Below are 15,853 nucleotides of genomic sequence, written 5' to 3'. Positions count from 1 at the left end.
TTCCTCGATGGCCTGCAGATCGACCAGATGGCCCATCTCGGCCATGCGCAGCTTCATCATCGGGATCAGGCTGTGCCCGCCCGCGATCACGCGCGCTTCGTCTCCATGTTCCTGTAAAATGCCAATGGCCGAGGCGATGTCGCCTGGCCGGTGATACTCAAAACCGGCTGGTATCATATTTTTCCTCCCTGGGTCCGAGCAAAGTGCCTGGGGTTCCGGGGATCAGGAAAGGACGCAATACGCAGGCGTTCCAGCCGCCTGAAACGGAGCGCGCAGCTTGTTTCACGAAATGCGAATAAGCTGCACGAGCTGCGATCAGAGGCCCAGCGCGCTGCGAATGTCAGTCAGGCGGGAACGACTGACCGGAACCTTGGTCAGGGCATCAACCCCGTCGAAGTAACAGGTGCCGTTGTCCTTGTGCCGCTCGAACCCCGAGACATGTTTGGGGTTCACCAGATAGCTGCGATGGGCGCGCAAAAAGCCATCCGGTTTCAGGCGGGATTCAGCCTCGGTGATCGACCAGGGGCAGAACAGTTTTTCGGCATCCATGTAGAGGACCGTGTAATGCCCCTCGGCCCGGATGGCGGCAATTCCCGAGGGTTCGGCGAAAAAGGTCTGGCCTTCACGCTCGAACGGAACACCGGCGCGCAAGGCAACGGGTTCAGGGTCGGGAACCGGATCAACAGGCACGGCGACGGGCTCGGCCCCGACAAACGTGATCCCGGTCAGCAGAAACGCACCGCAGATCAGGAACACTGCCACCGTGACCCCCATGGCCAGAACCTGATTGTTCAGCGCCGGACCGGCCCCGCCCGCATTGTCGGTGGCGACGAAATCGGTCAGGCCGGTGGCAATGAAATGCATCGAAAAGACCGCAAGACCAAAGCACGCGGTGCCCAGCAGAATGTTGCGCTGGGTGCGGTTGTCATAAGCCACCCAGATCGCCAGCACCGACAGCAGCACCGAGGCAAACGTGGCAATCGCCACGTCCATGGTGTTGTAGACGGGGCGGCACAGCTCCATCCCGGCCATGCCGACATAATGCATCACCACAATGCCCAAACCGACGATCACACCGGCACCCATAATGGTCTGTATCGTGCGTGGGCGGAAATGCAAAAGCAGCAGCGCCAGACCAACCATCAGAATGGCCACCAATGCGGAAATCAGTGTGATCAGCGCGTCATAATAAAACAGGATCGGCAGTTGCAGGCCCAGCATCGCCACGAAATGCATCGACCAGATACCGCCGCCCAGAATGATCGCGGCCAGCGCAACGATGAACTTGCGCCTTTGGGCACCCAGTTTCGAGGCACCATGGGTCAGGTACAGCCCGGTGAACCCGGCCATCAGCGCAACGGCCAGCGAGGCCACAACAAGCCAGGGGTTATGCGAATAGTCCAACATAAAGGTGCAGGCGCCCTCCCCCGCGCGACAGTGACGTTAGCAAACCTGATTTCGGGGCACAATCACCCGCGCTGTTGGTCCGCGCGCAACAAATGTGCGATCCCGTCCCACCCGCCAGACGGCGCTGTCAGCGGTAACAGTTCTGTGAATGGAATTGACGAATCACAACCTCATCTGCAACCAATAACGAATAGGTTACAGCAAAGGTGGGAATGCCGTGACGGCGGGAAACACCAGTTCCAGCGTAGAATCGCGATCGCCGATTCTGCGCCTGCGCTCTTTTTGTCTTGGGTTCCGGGGGCATTCCATCGCCGCCGTCGACAACCTGAACCTTGAAGTGTCGGCAGGCGAAACCCTGTGCATCGTAGGGGAATCCGGATGCGGAAAATCGGTGACGGCCATGGCGCTGATGGGCCTGCTGCCGCGCGATGTCATCAACATCCCGGATGGCCAGTTGGACTTCGAAGGCCGCAGCTATGACCTGCGCACCGAGGCGCTGGAGTCCGAGACCCGCGGCAACCGGATGGCGATGATCTTTCAAGAACCGATGACCTCGCTCAACCCCGCGTTCCGTATCGGCGATCAGATTGCCGAGGCCGTGCTGCGCCACCAGAACTGCACACAGACCGAAGCGACCGAGCGCGCCCTGCAGATGCTGCGCCGCGTCGGCATTCCCGCGCCCGAGCAGCGCCTGCGGGAATATCCCCATCAGTTGTCCGGCGGGATGCGTCAGCGGGTGATGATCGCGATGGCGCTGATCAACAACCCCTCGTTGCTGATCGCGGATGAACCGACCACGGCGCTGGATGTGACCATTCAGGCGCAGATTCTGGATCTGATCCGGGAATTACAGGACGAGACCGGCATGGGCACGCTGCTGATCACCCATGATCTGGGCGTGGTGGCCGAGGTCGCAACCAATGTCGCCGTGATGTATGGCGGTCAGATCGTCGAAAGCGGCCCGGTCGAGGCCGTGTTCGATGACCCGCAACACCCCTATACCATCGGCTTGATGAGCTCGGTCCCCCGTATGTCCGGCGCGCGCGACAAGCTGATCACGGTGCCCGGCACGGTGCCATCGATTGCCGATATGCCCGAAGGGTGCCGGTTCCGCACCCGCTGCCCCTTTGCCGCTGCCGATTGCGCCAGACGGCCCACACTTGCAGAGCTTTCGTCCGGGCATTCGGTGGCCTGCCATTTTGCCCCGCTTGAAGCGATCAGGGGGCTGCGATGCGCGACGTGATCCTTGAGGCCCGCAACCTGTCCCGCCATTTCACACTGGGTGGCGGATTGTTCGAACGCAAGACCAAGGTGCGCGCCGTGGATGGTGTCTCGCTACAGGTTCACCGGGGTGAAACCTTTGCCATCGTTGGCGAATCCGGTTGTGGCAAGTCCACGCTGGCGCGGCTGTTGATGCGGCTGGACCGTCCGACCTCGGGTCAGGTTCTGTTTGACGGGGCCGAGGTTCAGGACCTCGCCCGCCGGGACATGGCACCGCTGCGCCGGGACATGCAGTTTGTGTTTCAGGACCCGTTCTCATCCCTGAACCCGCGCATGACGGTGGGCAAACTGGTGGGCGAGGCGCTGGAGGTCCACGCGCCCCAGTTGGACGCCGATGACCGGCGGGTCCGGGTGGCAGAGCTGCTGGCGCAGGTCGGGCTGCTGGCAGACCACGCCAACCGCTATCCGCATGAATTCTCGGGTGGGCAACGGCAAAGGATCGGGATTGCCCGGGCGTTGGCCTCGGGGCCGCGCCTGTTGATCGGGGACGAGCCGGTCTCGGCGCTGGATGTGTCGGTGCAGGCGCAGGTGGTCAATCTGCTGAACGATCTGAAACAGGATCTGGACCTGACGCTGGTGATCATCGCCCATGATCTGGCCGTGATCCGACACATGAGCGACCGGGTCGCAGTGATGTATCTGGGGCAGGTCGTCGAAACCGGCCCGGCCGAGCAGGTGTTCAACGCGCCCCGCCACCCCTATACCCATGCGCTGTTGTCGGCGATCCCGGAACCCGAACCGGGCCGCGCCCGCAATCACATGGCGCTGAGGGGCGAAACGCCCAGCCCATCCGCCCCGCCCGCAGGGTGCCGGTTCCACACCCGCTGCCCCTATGCGCAGCAAAACTGCCGGGCACAGGCCCCCGCGCTTGACGTGGCGGACCCGGATCATCTGGTCGCCTGCCATCACTGGAAAACCATACCAGAGGCCGGAAAACCGGCCCCGCCCCGACGCCTCAGCGCCGGAGCAGAAGAGCGGTTCGCGCTGTATCGCGCCGCCGTCCAAACAGACCCAAGTTCTGTCACACACAGAGAGGAAACATCATGACTGCCTTGAAAACCGGGCTGCTCGCCGGATTACTGAGCGCAACGGCCCTGACCGCGCAGGCCGCCGATCTGCGCATCGCCCTGCAATCGGATGCCGATGTTCTGGACCCCGACCAGTCGCGCACCTTCGTGGGGCGCATCGTCTATGCCTCGCTTTGCGACAAGCTGGTCGATATCACCCCCGATCTGGAACTGATCCCGCAACTGGCCACCGGATGGGAATGGAGCGAGGACGGCACATCGCTGACCATGACCCTGCGCGAGGATGTGGTGTTCCACGATGGCACCCCCTTCAACGCGCAGGCGGTTTCCGACAATATCGACCGGTCGCAAAACCTTGAGGAATCGCGCCGCAAGTCCGAGTTGAAATCGGTTACCGGTGTCGATGTGATTGACGACTATACCGTGCGCTTCAACATGGCTGCACCGGACGCCACGCTGCTGGCGCAGTTCGCCGACCGGTCCGGCATGATGATCTCGCCCACTGCGGCCAAGGCTGCGGGGGCTGATTTCGGGTTGAACCCGGTCTGTTCCGGCCCCTTCAGCTTTAAAGAGCGGGTGGCGCAGGACCGGATCGCGCTGGAGCGGTTCCCGGATTACTGGAACGCTGGTGAAATCCACTTTGACAGCGTGACCTTCCTGCCGATCCCCGACACGACCGTGCGGCTGGCCAACCTGCAATCGGGCGATATCGACATGCTGGAACGTCTGGCCGCCACCGATCTGGCGCAGGCCGAGGGGGACGGGGGCATCAATGTCGAACGCGCCGTCTCGCTGGGATATCAGGGCATTACCATCAACGTGAACAATGGCGACAAGGGCGACAACCCCTGGGGCAATGACAAACGTCTGCGTCAGGCGCTGAGTTACGCGCTGGATCGCGACGCGATCAATCAGGTGGTGTTCGAAGGCGCCTTTGCACCGGGCAACCAGCCCTTCCCGCCGACCTCGCCGTGGTATGACGCCGATCATCCGGTGCCCGCACGCGATGTGGACAAAGCCAAGGCGCTGCTGGCCGAGGCAGGCTTTCCCGATGGCATTGATCTAGAGGTTCAGGTGCCCAACACCACTGTCCCGCTGCAACTGATGCAGGTGGTTCAGGCGATGGCGTCAGAGGCCGGGATCAATATCGACATCACGTCCAAGGAGTTCGCCACCCTGTTGGCGGATCAAAGCGCCGGTGACTATCAGGCCAGCCAGATCGGCTGGTCCGGTCGGGTCGATCCCGATGGCAACATCCACCAGTTCATGACCTCTGGGGGCGGCATCAATGACAGCCATTATTCGGACCCGAAAGTGGATGAGATGCTGAACGCCGCCCGTGCCTCGACCGATTTCGATGCCCGTAAGGCGGAATATGACGGCGCGCGGGATATCCTGGCCCAGGATATGCCCATCGTCTACCTGTATCACCAGACCTGGATCTGGGCGCTGGACGATGGCCTGAAAGGCTTTACCCCCTATCCCGACGGGATGATCCGTCTGGAAGGCGTGACGCTGGAAAACTGAACCACCCCCCGCCCGCCCGGGTTACGGCTTGGGCGGGCACCCCCTTTGAAAGCCTGACCCATGCTGTCCTTCATCCTGCGCCGCATCCTGATTGCAATCCCGACGATCCTGCTGATCTCGGTCTTTGTGTTCAGCCTGCAAAAGCTGCTGCCCGGTGATCCGGTGCTGGCCATGGCGGGCGAGGAACGCGACCCCGAGGTTCTGGAATACCTGCGCGAGAAATACCGCCTGAACGACCCGATCCCGGTGCAATACGTCACATGGGTCGGTAACGCGCTGCAGGGCGATCTGGGCATTTCCCTGCGCACCAACCAACCGGTGACCGAACTGATCGCCGAGAAACTGCCGGTGACGATCCAGTTGGCGGTGATGGCGATCCTGTTTGCACTGGTGATCGGAATACCGGCGGGCATCCTGTCTGCGGTGAAAAAGGGCACGGTGATCGATTACATCGCCAATATCGTGGCGCTGTCGGGCTTGTCGATCCCCAATTTCTGGCTGGGGATCATGTTGATCCTGCTGGTGTCGGTGCGGCTGAACCTGTTGCCCGCCTCGGGCTATGTGCCCCTGTCCGAGGACCCGGTGAAATCCATCACCACCATGCTGATGCCCGCCTTTGTGCTGGGCACCGCGCTGGCAGCGACGCTGATGCGACATACCCGGTCGGCCATGCTGGGCGTTCTGAAATCCGACTATGTCCGCACCGCCCGCGCCAAGGGGTTGCATGAGCGCCGGGTGGTGCTGAAACACGCCTTTCGCAACGCGCTGACACCCATCGTGACCCTGACCGCCCTGCTGTTTGGCGAGTTGATCGCGGGCGCGGTGCTGACCGAGCAGATCTTCACCATCCCCGGCTTTGGCAAACTGGTGGTCGACGCGGTGTTCAACCGCGATTACGCGGTGGTGCAGGGTATCGTGCTGGTCACCGCGGTCGGTTTCATCGTGATGAACCTGCTGGCCGATGTGGCCTATGTGCTGCTGAACCCGCGACTGAGGAGCGCCTGAGATGACCATCGCCGACCCCATCCTGACGCGCCGCCCCGAAAGCCGGGTCTGGAAAAAGTTCCGCACTCACAAAAGTGCCATGCTGGGCGGGGTGCTGGTGACGTTCTTCGTGCTGATCGCCCTGCTGGCCCCGATCCTGCCCGTGCCCGACCCTGCGGCCACCGATTGGGGCGCCGTGCGCAAACCGCCCACGGCGGCGCATCCGTTTGGAACGGACGAGATCGGGCGCGACGTGCTGGCCCGGATGATCTGGGGCGCGCAGGCGTCACTGCTGGCGGGCGTTATCTCGGTCGGGATCGCGGTGCTGCTGGGCGTGCCGCTGGGCATTGTCGCGGGCTATTTCGGCGGCTGGACCGACGCCATAATCTCGCGCTGTACCGAGGCGCTGCTGGCCGCGCCCTTCCTGATCCTCGCCATTGCGCTGGCGGCGTTTCTGGGGCCATCGCTGACCAACGCGATGATCGCCATCGGGATATCCGCCACACCCATCTTCATCCGCCTGACACGCGGTCAGGTGCTGTCGGTCAAGGCCGAGGATTACGTGACCTCGGCCCGGGCCATCGGGCTGCCGACACCAAAAATCCTGACGCGCTACATCTTTCCCAACGTGCTGCCGCCGGTGCTGGTGCAGGCGACCCTGACCATCGCCACCGCCATCATTGCCGAGGCATCCCTGTCCTTCCTTGGCCTTGGCCAGCAACCACCCGCACCCAGCTGGGGGTCGATGCTGAACACCGCCAAGAACTTCCTCAATCAGGCCCCGTGGATGGCCATGTGGCCGGGCATCGCGATCTTCCTCGTGGTGCTGGGGTTCAACCTTTTGGGCGACGGGCTGCGCGATGCGCTGGACCCGCGCGAACACTGAGTTTTCGGAGATTTAAAGACCATGTCAGACTTCACCACCCGCCCGGAAATCCGAGGCACGTTCGGCGTCGTCACCTCGACCCATTGGATCGCCTCGGCCGTGGGCTTCGGCATTCTGGAAAAGGGCGGCAATGCCTTTGACGCGGCGGTCGCGACCGCCATGACCCTGCAAGTGGTCGAACCGCATCTGAACGGGCCCGCAGGGGACATGCCCGCCATCTTCCATTCGGCGAAAACCGGCAAGACGCAGGTGTTATGCGCCCAAGGCCCGGCCCCTGCCGCCGCCACGATCGAACACTATACCGGGCTGGGGCTGAACCTGATCCCGGGCTCGGGTCTGTTGGCCACGGTGGTGCCCGGCGCGTTTGACGGCTGGATGCTGATGCTGCGCGATCACGGCGCACTACCGCTGCGCGACGTCATGGAACCGGCCATCACCTATGCCCGCGACGGCCACCCGGTGCTGCCGCGCGTGGCCCATACGATTGCGGGCCTACAGGAGTTCTTCGAAGAAGAATGGCCCAGCTCCGCCGAGACATGGCTGCCCGACGGCAAGGCCCCCGAACCGCATGGCAATTTCGCCAACCCGGCGCTGGCGGCCACCTATGAGCGTCTGGTGACCGATGCCGAGGCCGCCCATGACGGGCGTGTCGAACAGATCGACGCCGCGCGTCACGCCTGGCGGCAGGGCTTTGTGGCCGACCGGATCTTTGGCTATCTGGCCGAAGCGGTGGTGATGGATGTCTCGGGCCAGCGCAACAAGGCGGTGCTGGCGCGCGACGACATGGCCCAGTGGCGCGCACGGTATGAAGAACCGCTCAGCTACAACTATCACGGCTGGACCATCCACAAGACCCAGGCCTGGAGCCAGGGGCCCGTCCTGCTGCAGGCGCTGGCGATCCTCAAAGGTATCGATCTGGCCTCGATGGACCCGAACGGGGCCGACTTCGTGCATACGGTGATCGAGGCCATGAAACTCGCCTATGCGGATCGCGAGGCCTACTACGGCGACCCCGACCACAGCGACATCCCGATGGATTATCTGCTGAGCGATGCCTACGCCGCCGAACGCCGCGCCCTGATCGGGGCCGAGGCGTCGCTTGATCAACGCCCGGGCCGGGTGCCGGGGTACGAGCATCTGGCTGATGCCTATATCGCCCGCGCCGCCCGCGATTTTCAGGCCAGTACCGGCGTCAGCGCCGGAGAACCGACCATGTCCCATCTGACCGAGAAACGCGGCGACACCGTGCATTTGGATGTGATCGACCGGTGGGGCAATATGGTGGCGGCCACACCTTCGGGCGGCTGGCTGCAAAGCTCTCCGGTCATTCCGGGGCTGGGCTTTCCGCTGAATAGCCGGGCGCAGATGTTCTGGCTGGAACCGGGGCTGCCGACCTCGCTGGCGCCGGGGCGCAGGCCGCGCACCACGCTGACCCCCAGCCTTGCCGAAAAAGACGGCACGCAGATGGTCTTTGGCACACCGGGCGGAGATCAGCAGGATCAGTGGCAGCTGATCTGGTTCCTGCGCTTTGTCCATTTCGGGCTGGATTTGCAGGAATGCATGGATGCGCCGCTGTTTCATTCGATGCATTTTCAGGGCTCGTTCTATCCCCGCGCCGTCCAGCCCGGCGAGATGATGATCGAGGCAACGTTCGGCGATACGGTAATCGACGACCTAAAGGCGCGCGGACACAAGGTGACCGTCGCCGACCCCTGGACCGTAGGGCGCCTGACGGCAGCCCTGCGTGAACATGACGGAACCCTGCGCGCGGCGGCGACCCCGCGGCTGATGCAGGCCTATGCGGTAGGACGATAAGATGACCTATTCCCTGATTGCAAAAGACCCTGATACCGGCGCCATCGGCCTGATCGTGGCCAGCCGTTTCTTTGCCTGCGGCGCCCGGGTGCCCTGCGTCGGCGCCCGCAGCGCCATTGCCTCGCAGGCCTTTTCCAACCCTGTCTGGGGGACCGAAGGTTTAAGACGGCTTGAGACCGGCGAGGCCGCCCAAGACGTTCTGGATGACCTCGTACAGCGCGACAAAGGGCGCGCAGCGCGGCAGGCGCATCTGATGGATGCGACGGGCGGTTTCGCCGCCTATACCGGTGCCGATTGCGTCGATTGGGCCGGTCACCGGATCGGGGATACCCATTCCGTCGCGGGCAACATGCTGACCGGGCCGGATGTGGTCGATGCCACCTTTGAAGCCTATGCCGCAGCCCTGGACCTGCCCTTCCCCGAACGCCTGATGACGGCGATGGAGGCGGGTGAGCGCGCCGGGGGCGACAAACGCGGCAAACAGGCCGCCGGGCTGGTCATCCATCAGGGTCAATCCCATGCCTGGCTGGACATGCGCGCCGACGATCACGCCGACCCGCTGGCCGAGTTGCGGCGTCTTTATGATGTAGCAGCCGAGCGTTACCTGCATTTCGCGCAGGCCATGCCCAGCGAACAGAACTTCTCGGGCAACCCGGACCGGGCCGCGCTTGACGCCGCCATCGCGCAGGCTGACGCACAGCGCAAGGCCGAAGGCCGCACCAGCCGCTCTTTCGCCAGCGATCCGGCCTGAACGATGCCAAACGTATGCATTGCCGCTTGCCTTCCAAGTCTTTCTGATGCTTACGTCTTTGCGCCCAATGCAACAATTTTGATCGGAGCTTGAACGTTTTGGGAGACTGCCCTTCGGATACGGACCTGACAGCCGCCCTGCTGGCAGGCATCAAGACGGGTGATTTCCTGAAGAACGGCAAGCTGCTGCCCGAACGCGCCCTAGCCGAGGCGCTGTCCGTCACCCGGGCGCGGATGCGGCGTATCCTTGATCTGCTGGAAGAAGACGGCACCGTCTTTCGCCGTCACGGGCAGGGCACGTTCGTCTCACCACCCCCGGCGGTCGGGGCCAGCCCGTTTCGGGCGGTTGCCGCCAAGGTCATGCCGCGCGACGTCATGGAGGTGCGGCTGGAGATCGAACCGGCACTGGCCGCGCTGGCCGCGCAACGCGCCACTTTGAAAGAGCTGAAAACGCTGGAACAGCTGACCCAGGCCACGCTGGATGCGGCGGACACGCAGGCCTATGGCGTTGCGGATGACATCTTTCACTACAAGATCGCCGAACTGGCGCATAACCCGCTGTTTCTGACCGTCTACGATTCAATCCGCGCCGTGCGGCGGCAATCCGAATGGACCCGTCAGCGCGAAAACCGCTATTCAGCCGCGACTCTGGTCCGTATGGCGGAGCAACATCAACAACTGTTCCAGAGCATTTCCGACCGCAACAGTCAGGCGGCTGCCGAGACGATGGAAACCCATCTGCTTTCGGTGTCGAACACGATGCTGCGGGATCGCAATTACGGGCAGACAAAAGAACTTGGGTGAAAGACCAGATCCTGGCCTTTCACCCTGAATGCATACGCGGGCAAACTGACGGTCAGGTCAAAAAACCCATCGGGTCAGGTGTGGTTCGGAACAACCAATGTCGGGACGGTCGCGCGTCTCAGAACCCTTTTCACCACAGTGCCGATAAAGGTGTGGCCCGTGCCCTGTTCATGCGTTCCCATGACGATCAGGCCGCAATCCAGCTCGCGCGCGCGCTGCAGGATGGCTTCTGCCGGATGCCCGTCGACCAGCTCGACCGAAGCGATCGCCTCATAGGCTTTCTTTTCTTCCTCGGACAGAGATTTCACGAAATCCTGCTGGTTTTCCTTCAGCATTGCCTTGACCGACGCATGGCGATCCTTGATCGCCTTCTGCCGCGAGGTTTCGTCCTGAAGGAACATCCTCATGGTGACAATCGCGTCTTGCGTCAAAGGCTCGGTCACGTGCAGGACATGAACCTTGGCGCCGTGAGCGCTGGCCATGCCCAGGGCATGGCGCAGCGCGTTATTGGCGTTTTCGGACAAATCCGTGGCAAACAGGATGTCTTTGATCTGTGGTAGCATTGTTCAGCTCCTCTCTGCCCGCAATCAGTACCCGAGAACCCGCGGTAACCACAGGCTAATCTCGGGGAAGAACGCGATGATGAAGATCGCAACCGTATTGATGAAAGCAAACGGAAGCGCCGCGACCGAAATCCTTTCAATCGAGATATTCGAGATGCCCGAGGCGATAAACAGGTTCTCGCCAAGTGGTGGGGTCTGGAAGCCGATGCCCAGCGTACACACCATGACGACACCAAAGTGGATCGGGTCGATGCCGACGCTATAGGCGACAGGCAGCATCACCGGAACCAGGATCAGGATCGTTGCCAGAGTTTCCATGAACATGCCGACGAACAGCAGGAACAGGATGACCAGGGTCCAGATCACGTAGATATTGTCCGTCACGGACAACATGCCATCGGCGATGATGGCCGGGATCTGGTTTTCAACCAACAGACGGCCAAAGACGGTCGCCGTGAACATGATCAGCAGAACACGTCCTGTCAGCCAGGTGGTGGTCTCCAGCGACGTGAACAGCTTTTGCCAGGTCAGTTCGCGATAGATGAACGCACCCACGGCCAGCGTGTAGAAAATGGCGACGATTGCAGCCTCGGTCGGGGTGAAAAAGCCTGAATAGATGCCGCCGAGAATGACCAGCGGAGCCATTAGCGCCCAGAAGCCACGGTACATTTCACACCAGATGTGGCGGGCCGACCAGCCTTCAGACGAACCTTTGTATCCACGTTTCCTGGACAGGACATAGTTCATGACCAACAGGCTGCCCGCAATCAGGAAGGCTGGCATGAAGCCTGCGATGAACAGTTTCGGGATCGAAACAGTCTGGAAGGTTCCGTGTTCCGCAACTGCTGCGGGTGGGGCGGGCATGCCAAGCGCGGCGATGCCGAAGATGATCAGCGGGATCGACGGGGGAATGACGATACCCAGACCACCCGACGACGCGGTGATGGCGGACGAGAAATCGCGGCTATAGCCCCGTTGGATCATGGCCGGGATCATCAGCATGCCCACGGCCGCCGTTGTCGCCGGTCCGGACCCTGAGATGGCGCCGAAGAACAGGCAGGCAAAAACCGTCGCGGCAGACATGCCGCCGGTGAAGGGACCCGCGAAACTTTCAGCGACGTTGATCAGCCTGCGGGACAGCCCCGACGCCTCCATCAGCGCACCGGCCAGAATGAAGGCAGGCAAGGCCATCAACGGGAACGATCCCACCGAGGTAAAGGCGATCTGCACAAACTTGATCGGGTTCTCGTCCAGGACGAGGAAGGTGATCATTGTCGAGACACCCAGTGCCACTGTGATCGGCGCACCGATGAACAGAAGCAGCAGGAAGCCGCCGAACAGGATATAGATGATTTCGGTGCCCATTACTTGCTCTCCTCATCGCCGGATTGCGAGACGTTGCCTTCCAGTTCGGCGCGCACTTCATCAAGATCGATGGAGTCGGGGTCGCGCAGATCTTCGTTCAGGATGATTTTCTTGTAGTTCACCTGAAGAATGCGGAAAGTCATCAAGGCGAACGCGATGGGCAATACGATGTAAACCCAGCTGAGGTGGAACCCCAGCGTCTGGGACGATTGAAACCGGTTCATGCGGTTGAAGATGAAGTCGAGCGCCAGATAGACGAAATAGACGTTGAAGCAGATCCAGAACAGGTCTGCGAAGGCCTCGATATATTTGATTGCGCGGTCGGGCAGGAACTTGAACTGAAACGTCACCCGGTTATGCGCGCCCATTTTGGCGGCATAGCTTGCGCCAAAGAACACGAACCACACGAACATGTAGACCGAAAGTTCCTCGACCCAGGAAAACGAGAAGTTGAAAAAAGTTCTAACCACAACCTGCAGAAAGAGCAGACTTACAAATACCGCCAACAGAAAGCGACATAGATAGCTTTCGATGTTGTTAAGTATCCCCAATACGTTTTTCATTTCACCCTCACTGCCAGTAGAGAAAGGCGCCTCGTTGGGCGCCTTTCGTTCTTAGGTTCGGATTTATTGCGAAACCGGGTCGCGGCCGATTGCTGCCAGCACAGCGTTCAGCTTTTCAACACCGCCGATGCTGTCATAGAACTTGGGCCACACGGCGGTGGTTGCCAGTTCGATGAACTCTGCTTCGTCGTTTTCAGGAACGTGGATTTCCATGCCCTTTTCAACCAGCAGTGCTTTGATCTCGGCTTCTTTGTCGCGCAGGAACTGGGCCGATGCCTGAGTGGCGTATTCGCCTGCTTCCAGCACAGCAGCCTGATCTTCAGCCGACAGACCCTGGAAGACCTGCTCGGACACGATCAGCGGCTCGATCGAGAAGATGTAGCGAATCTCGGTGACGTAGTCCTGAACTTCGTAGAACTTCATCGCGTTGATGGTGGTGTAGGGGTTGTCCTGACCGTCCACAACTTTGGTCTGCAGACCGGCGAATGTTTCCGACCATGCCATCGGGGTCGGGCTGATGCCCCAGGACTTGTAGGTGTCGATCATGATCTCGTTCTTGGGAACGCGAATGACCAGACCTTCCAGATCCGCAACCGATTTCACCGGCTTTTTCGAGTTGGTCAGAACCCGGAACCCGGTGTAGGTCCATGCGATGATACGAACGCCCGCATCATTGATGGTGTTTTCCGTCAGTTCCTGACCGATCGGACCTTGCGTCAGGGTTTCCGCATCTTCCAGGCTCAGGATCACGTAAGGCAGCGTGAAAACACCAACAGTCGGCGAGAACGGTGTGACGTTGTTGATCGCCAGCAGCGACATGTCCAGCGTACCGATGGCCGCTTCGTTGACGGTGTCCTGCTCGGACCCGAGCTGACCGTTCAGGAACAGGGTCGCGGTGTGCTTGCCGCCAGAAAGCTCCTCCAGCTTTTCTTTGAACGCAAGACCGGTGGCTTCCTGGCTGGAGCCGCCGCTGTCACCGACAGCAATCTTGAAGTTCTTCGCCAGCGCGGGCGAGGCGAATGTTACCGCTGCGACGGTTGCGGCCAGCGCAACAGACGAGACTGTTTTGATGAGATTCATGAATTCTCCTCCAATGTGGGGCGATAGCAATCGCACGGATTAGCCTTTTATAAAAGCGGAATCCCGGACCGCCAATGGGGAGTTTATAGGTTGCAAAAAGAGTTGGCGTAATACAAAGTAATCTACGTAAGGTTTGATAAAAAGGAACGCTTTCGATTCCCCAGAAACTTGCCATAACCCGGCTGTCGGATGTCGATCTGAGGCTGCTGCAGATTTTCAATACAGTCGTCGCGTGCGGCGGATTCACGGCCGCCGAATTTGAGTTGAACATCGGTCGTTCAACGATCAGCAAGCACATCTCGGACCTTGAAACGCGGCTAAACCTGAAGCTGTGCCACCGGGGACCTGCGGGGTTTTCGCTGACATCCGACGGCCAGCATGTCCTGAAATCCGCCGAGGATCTGTTCTCGTCCATCGAACTGTTTCACGACAGGATCGGTGAGGCCCGCGCCGATATGTCCGGCAAGCTGAAAATCGCGATCTTTGACCGCTCATCCACAAACCCGAACGCCCGAATCTTCGAGGCCATCCGGCTGTTCCGCAACATCGCGCCCGGGGTGACCCTGGACATTTCCGTCGAGCCGCCGAACGTGATCGAAGAGGGGGTGATCAATGGCCGGTTCAACCTGGGCATCGTACCGCTGCACCGCGAGTCGCCGATGCTGAACTATTCGGCCCTGTATTCCGAAAGCATGCGCTTGTTTTGCGGCGAGAAACACGAACTGTTTTCACGCGCAGGGGCGGAGATCAGCGTAGACGAGCTGCGAAATTTCGAATATGCGGGCCTGAGCTTCAACTCACTGAACATGGCCGTTCACCAGAAGTTGAAACTTCGAAAATCCGCGTTTGTTCAAAACGAAGAAGCCCTCGCGCTTCTTGTCTTGTCCGGCTGTTATCTTGGCTTCTTGCCGACCCACCAGGCACAGACATTCCTAGACACCGGGCTGGTGCGACAGATCAACTGCGAAGCGGTCAACTTTTCCTCGCAGATGGCCGTTATCGTGCGAAAGAGCACTTCAACGGGTCGACGCCTGAACGTGTTCCTCGAATGCTTGCAAGAGGCACATGATATCAGCGCGTCCTGATCCGGGATTTGCGATCTGCCCGTCTGGTTGGCTGAACAGTGATGTCATTCATGCCAACGTGACCCTCACCTGTCATTAGCAGCGCCCCTTACAGTAAATCCCTCGACCCGCACGTTTGTAGCAATGGGAGCCACATATTGGGCTTTGAAAGAGCTACAAGCGATTGCGCGGGGCATTACTTCTATCAGTTGCGGTGACGTGACATCGTGAGGTGACATCTATAAGAGTGGCACCGCTGAAGGAGTAACCATTGTCATCAGAACGCGACATAGACTTGGTCAATGACCTCAGGAAACAGCCTGCTGAAACTCCTTGGCTGGAGTTCAAGAGCAGTCTGAATGATCACGACAAGATCGGACACCTCATCTCAGCACTTTCGAACTCGGCCAGACTAGAAGGTAAAGAGAGCGCGTTCCTAGTTTGGGGGATAGAGGACGGTTCCCACAATGTTGTTGGCACAACGTTTGATCCGTTCACAAAAACCGTTGGCAACCAAGTGTTTGAATTTTGGCTGAAGCAAAAACTTAGTCCCGCTCCAGTCCTTCAGTTTCGCCGGGTAGAACATCCAGATGGCAAACTTATCTTGCTGGAGATACCCGCACCAACAGCGGCACCAACGTCGTTTGAAGGAACGCCATTTATCCGAGTTGGCAGTGCAACCCCTGGTCTTCCCCCACTGAAGTGGTCCTCCGCTATGTTTAGTAAAACGGAGGAA

The 15,853-nt window shown here is 60.5% G+C and carries 16 protein-coding genes; 10 read left to right on the top strand and 6 right to left on the bottom strand.

Annotated features, from left to right (window positions below; all coding sequences use genetic code 11):
- The coding region (locus MPJ51_RS07000; RefSeq protein WP_298383916.1) for an FAD binding domain-containing protein at positions 1-177 on the bottom strand (177 nt) is incomplete at its 3' end.
- Positions 178-315: 138 nt separating this feature from the next.
- Positions 316-1,407 (bottom strand): MHYT domain-containing protein, encoded by a 1,092-nt coding sequence (locus MPJ51_RS06995; RefSeq protein ID WP_298383803.1) that lies wholly within the window; start codon positions 1,405-1,407, stop codon positions 316-318.
- Between the two features lie 217 nt (positions 1,408-1,624).
- Here MPJ51_RS06995 and MPJ51_RS06990 point away from each other — a divergent pair, with 217 nt between their 5' ends.
- The 8 genes from MPJ51_RS06990 (at position 1,625) to MPJ51_RS06955 (ending at position 10,482) form a co-directional block, all read left to right on the top strand.
- On the top strand, positions 1,625-2,650 hold the full coding sequence (locus tag MPJ51_RS06990) for an ABC transporter ATP-binding protein (RefSeq protein ID WP_298383800.1): 1,026 nt from the start codon (positions 1,625-1,627) through the stop codon (positions 2,648-2,650).
- A complete protein-coding gene (locus tag MPJ51_RS06985; protein ID WP_298383798.1) occupies positions 2,638-3,735 on the top strand; it encodes a dipeptide ABC transporter ATP-binding protein in 1,098 nt (365 codons plus the stop codon). The genes MPJ51_RS06990 and MPJ51_RS06985 overlap by 13 nt, the downstream gene beginning before the upstream one ends.
- Positions 3,732-5,243, top strand: a complete 1,512-nt coding sequence (locus tag MPJ51_RS06980) for an ABC transporter substrate-binding protein (RefSeq protein WP_298383795.1) — start codon at positions 3,732-3,734, stop codon at positions 5,241-5,243. The genes MPJ51_RS06985 and MPJ51_RS06980 overlap by 4 nt, the downstream gene beginning before the upstream one ends.
- A 60-nt stretch (positions 5,244-5,303) precedes the next feature.
- The gene (locus tag MPJ51_RS06975) at positions 5,304-6,248 is read left to right on the top strand and encodes an ABC transporter permease (protein WP_298383792.1); all 945 of its coding nucleotides are present in this window, start codon (positions 5,304-5,306) and stop codon (positions 6,246-6,248) included.
- A gap of 1 nt (position 6,249) precedes the next feature.
- Positions 6,250-7,113 (top strand): ABC transporter permease, encoded by an 864-nt coding sequence (locus MPJ51_RS06970; RefSeq protein ID WP_298383789.1) that lies wholly within the window; start codon positions 6,250-6,252, stop codon positions 7,111-7,113.
- 21 nt (positions 7,114-7,134) lie between these two features.
- Entirely contained in the window at positions 7,135-8,928 is a 1,794-nt protein-coding gene (locus tag MPJ51_RS06965; RefSeq protein ID WP_298383786.1) for a gamma-glutamyltransferase family protein, read from the top strand.
- A gap of 1 nt (position 8,929) precedes the next feature.
- A complete protein-coding gene (locus MPJ51_RS06960; RefSeq protein WP_298383783.1) occupies positions 8,930-9,679 on the top strand; it encodes a DUF1028 domain-containing protein in 750 nt (249 codons plus the stop codon).
- Between the two features lie 89 nt (positions 9,680-9,768).
- Positions 9,769-10,482, top strand: coding sequence for an FCD domain-containing protein (locus MPJ51_RS06955; protein ID WP_298383780.1), 714 nt, complete (start codon positions 9,769-9,771; stop codon positions 10,480-10,482).
- Positions 10,483-10,556: 74 nt separating this feature from the next.
- On the opposite strand, the gene MPJ51_RS06950 is transcribed toward MPJ51_RS06955, so the two are convergent.
- The 4 genes from MPJ51_RS06950 to MPJ51_RS06935 all read right to left on the bottom strand — a co-directional run bounded on the left by MPJ51_RS06950 (position 10,557) and on the right by MPJ51_RS06935 (position 14,053).
- Positions 10,557-11,045 carry a universal stress protein gene (locus MPJ51_RS06950; RefSeq protein ID WP_298383778.1) on the bottom strand — a complete coding sequence of 163 codons (489 nt, stop codon included), beginning with the start codon at positions 11,043-11,045 and terminating at the stop codon, positions 10,557-10,559.
- A 24-nt stretch (positions 11,046-11,069) separates the two neighbouring features.
- Positions 11,070-12,410: a TRAP transporter large permease gene (locus MPJ51_RS06945; protein ID WP_298383776.1), complete on the bottom strand. Its 1,341-nt coding sequence runs from the start codon at positions 12,408-12,410 to the stop codon at positions 11,070-11,072.
- Complete coding sequence (locus MPJ51_RS06940; protein WP_298383774.1) at positions 12,410-12,973, bottom strand: TRAP transporter small permease; 564 nt, start codon at positions 12,971-12,973, stop codon at positions 12,410-12,412. The genes MPJ51_RS06945 and MPJ51_RS06940 overlap by 1 nt, the downstream gene beginning before the upstream one ends.
- A 63-nt stretch (positions 12,974-13,036) precedes the next feature.
- Positions 13,037-14,053, bottom strand: coding sequence for a TRAP transporter substrate-binding protein (locus MPJ51_RS06935; RefSeq protein ID WP_298383772.1), 1,017 nt, complete (start codon positions 14,051-14,053; stop codon positions 13,037-13,039).
- 455 nt (positions 14,054-14,508) lie between these two features.
- Here MPJ51_RS06935 and MPJ51_RS06930 point away from each other — a divergent pair, with 455 nt between their 5' ends.
- Positions 14,509-15,138 (top strand): substrate-binding domain-containing protein, encoded by a 630-nt coding sequence (locus tag MPJ51_RS06930; RefSeq protein WP_298383769.1) that lies wholly within the window; start codon positions 14,509-14,511, stop codon positions 15,136-15,138.
- A 250-nt stretch (positions 15,139-15,388) separates the two neighbouring features.
- Positions 15,389-15,853: ATP-binding protein (locus tag MPJ51_RS06925; protein ID WP_298383766.1), on the top strand; the 465-nt coding region annotated here is incomplete at its 3' end.

Source organism: Ruegeria sp. (assembly GCF_028066395.1).
In the GTDB taxonomy this organism is placed as follows: domain Bacteria; phylum Pseudomonadota; class Alphaproteobacteria; order Rhodobacterales; family Rhodobacteraceae; genus Ruegeria.
The sequence above is the reverse complement of the archived record's forward strand: the minus strand, read 5'-3'. Positions and strand labels throughout refer to the sequence as shown.

Bases quoted from the DNA above. Each gene is read 5' to 3' on its own strand.
- MPJ51_RS06930 (WP_298383769.1), top strand. From the start codon at position 14,509: ATGTCCGGCAAGCTGAAAATCGCGATCTTTGACCGCTCATCCACAAAC.
- MPJ51_RS06940 (WP_298383774.1), bottom strand. From the start codon at position 12,973: ATGAAAAACGTATTGGGGATACTTAACAACATCGAAAGCTATCTATGT.
- MPJ51_RS06960 (WP_298383783.1), top strand. From the start codon at position 8,930: ATGACCTATTCCCTGATTGCAAAAGACCCTGATACCGGCGCCATCGGC.
- MPJ51_RS06965 (WP_298383786.1), top strand. From the start codon at position 7,135: ATGTCAGACTTCACCACCCGCCCGGAAATCCGAGGCACGTTCGGCGTC.
- MPJ51_RS06995 (WP_298383803.1), bottom strand. From the start codon at position 1,407: ATGTTGGACTATTCGCATAACCCCTGGCTTGTTGTGGCCTCGCTGGCC.
- MPJ51_RS06950 (WP_298383778.1), bottom strand. From the start codon at position 11,045: ATGCTACCACAGATCAAAGACATCCTGTTTGCCACGGATTTGTCCGAA.
- MPJ51_RS06945 (WP_298383776.1), bottom strand. From the start codon at position 12,410: ATGGGCACCGAAATCATCTATATCCTGTTCGGCGGCTTCCTGCTGCTT.
- MPJ51_RS06980 (WP_298383795.1), top strand. From the start codon at position 3,732: ATGACTGCCTTGAAAACCGGGCTGCTCGCCGGATTACTGAGCGCAACG.
- MPJ51_RS06985 (WP_298383798.1), top strand. From the start codon at position 2,638: ATGCGCGACGTGATCCTTGAGGCCCGCAACCTGTCCCGCCATTTCACA.
- MPJ51_RS06975 (WP_298383792.1), top strand. From the start codon at position 5,304: ATGCTGTCCTTCATCCTGCGCCGCATCCTGATTGCAATCCCGACGATC.
- MPJ51_RS06970 (WP_298383789.1), top strand. From the start codon at position 6,250: ATGACCATCGCCGACCCCATCCTGACGCGCCGCCCCGAAAGCCGGGTC.
- MPJ51_RS06935 (WP_298383772.1), bottom strand. From the start codon at position 14,053: ATGAATCTCATCAAAACAGTCTCGTCTGTTGCGCTGGCCGCAACCGTC.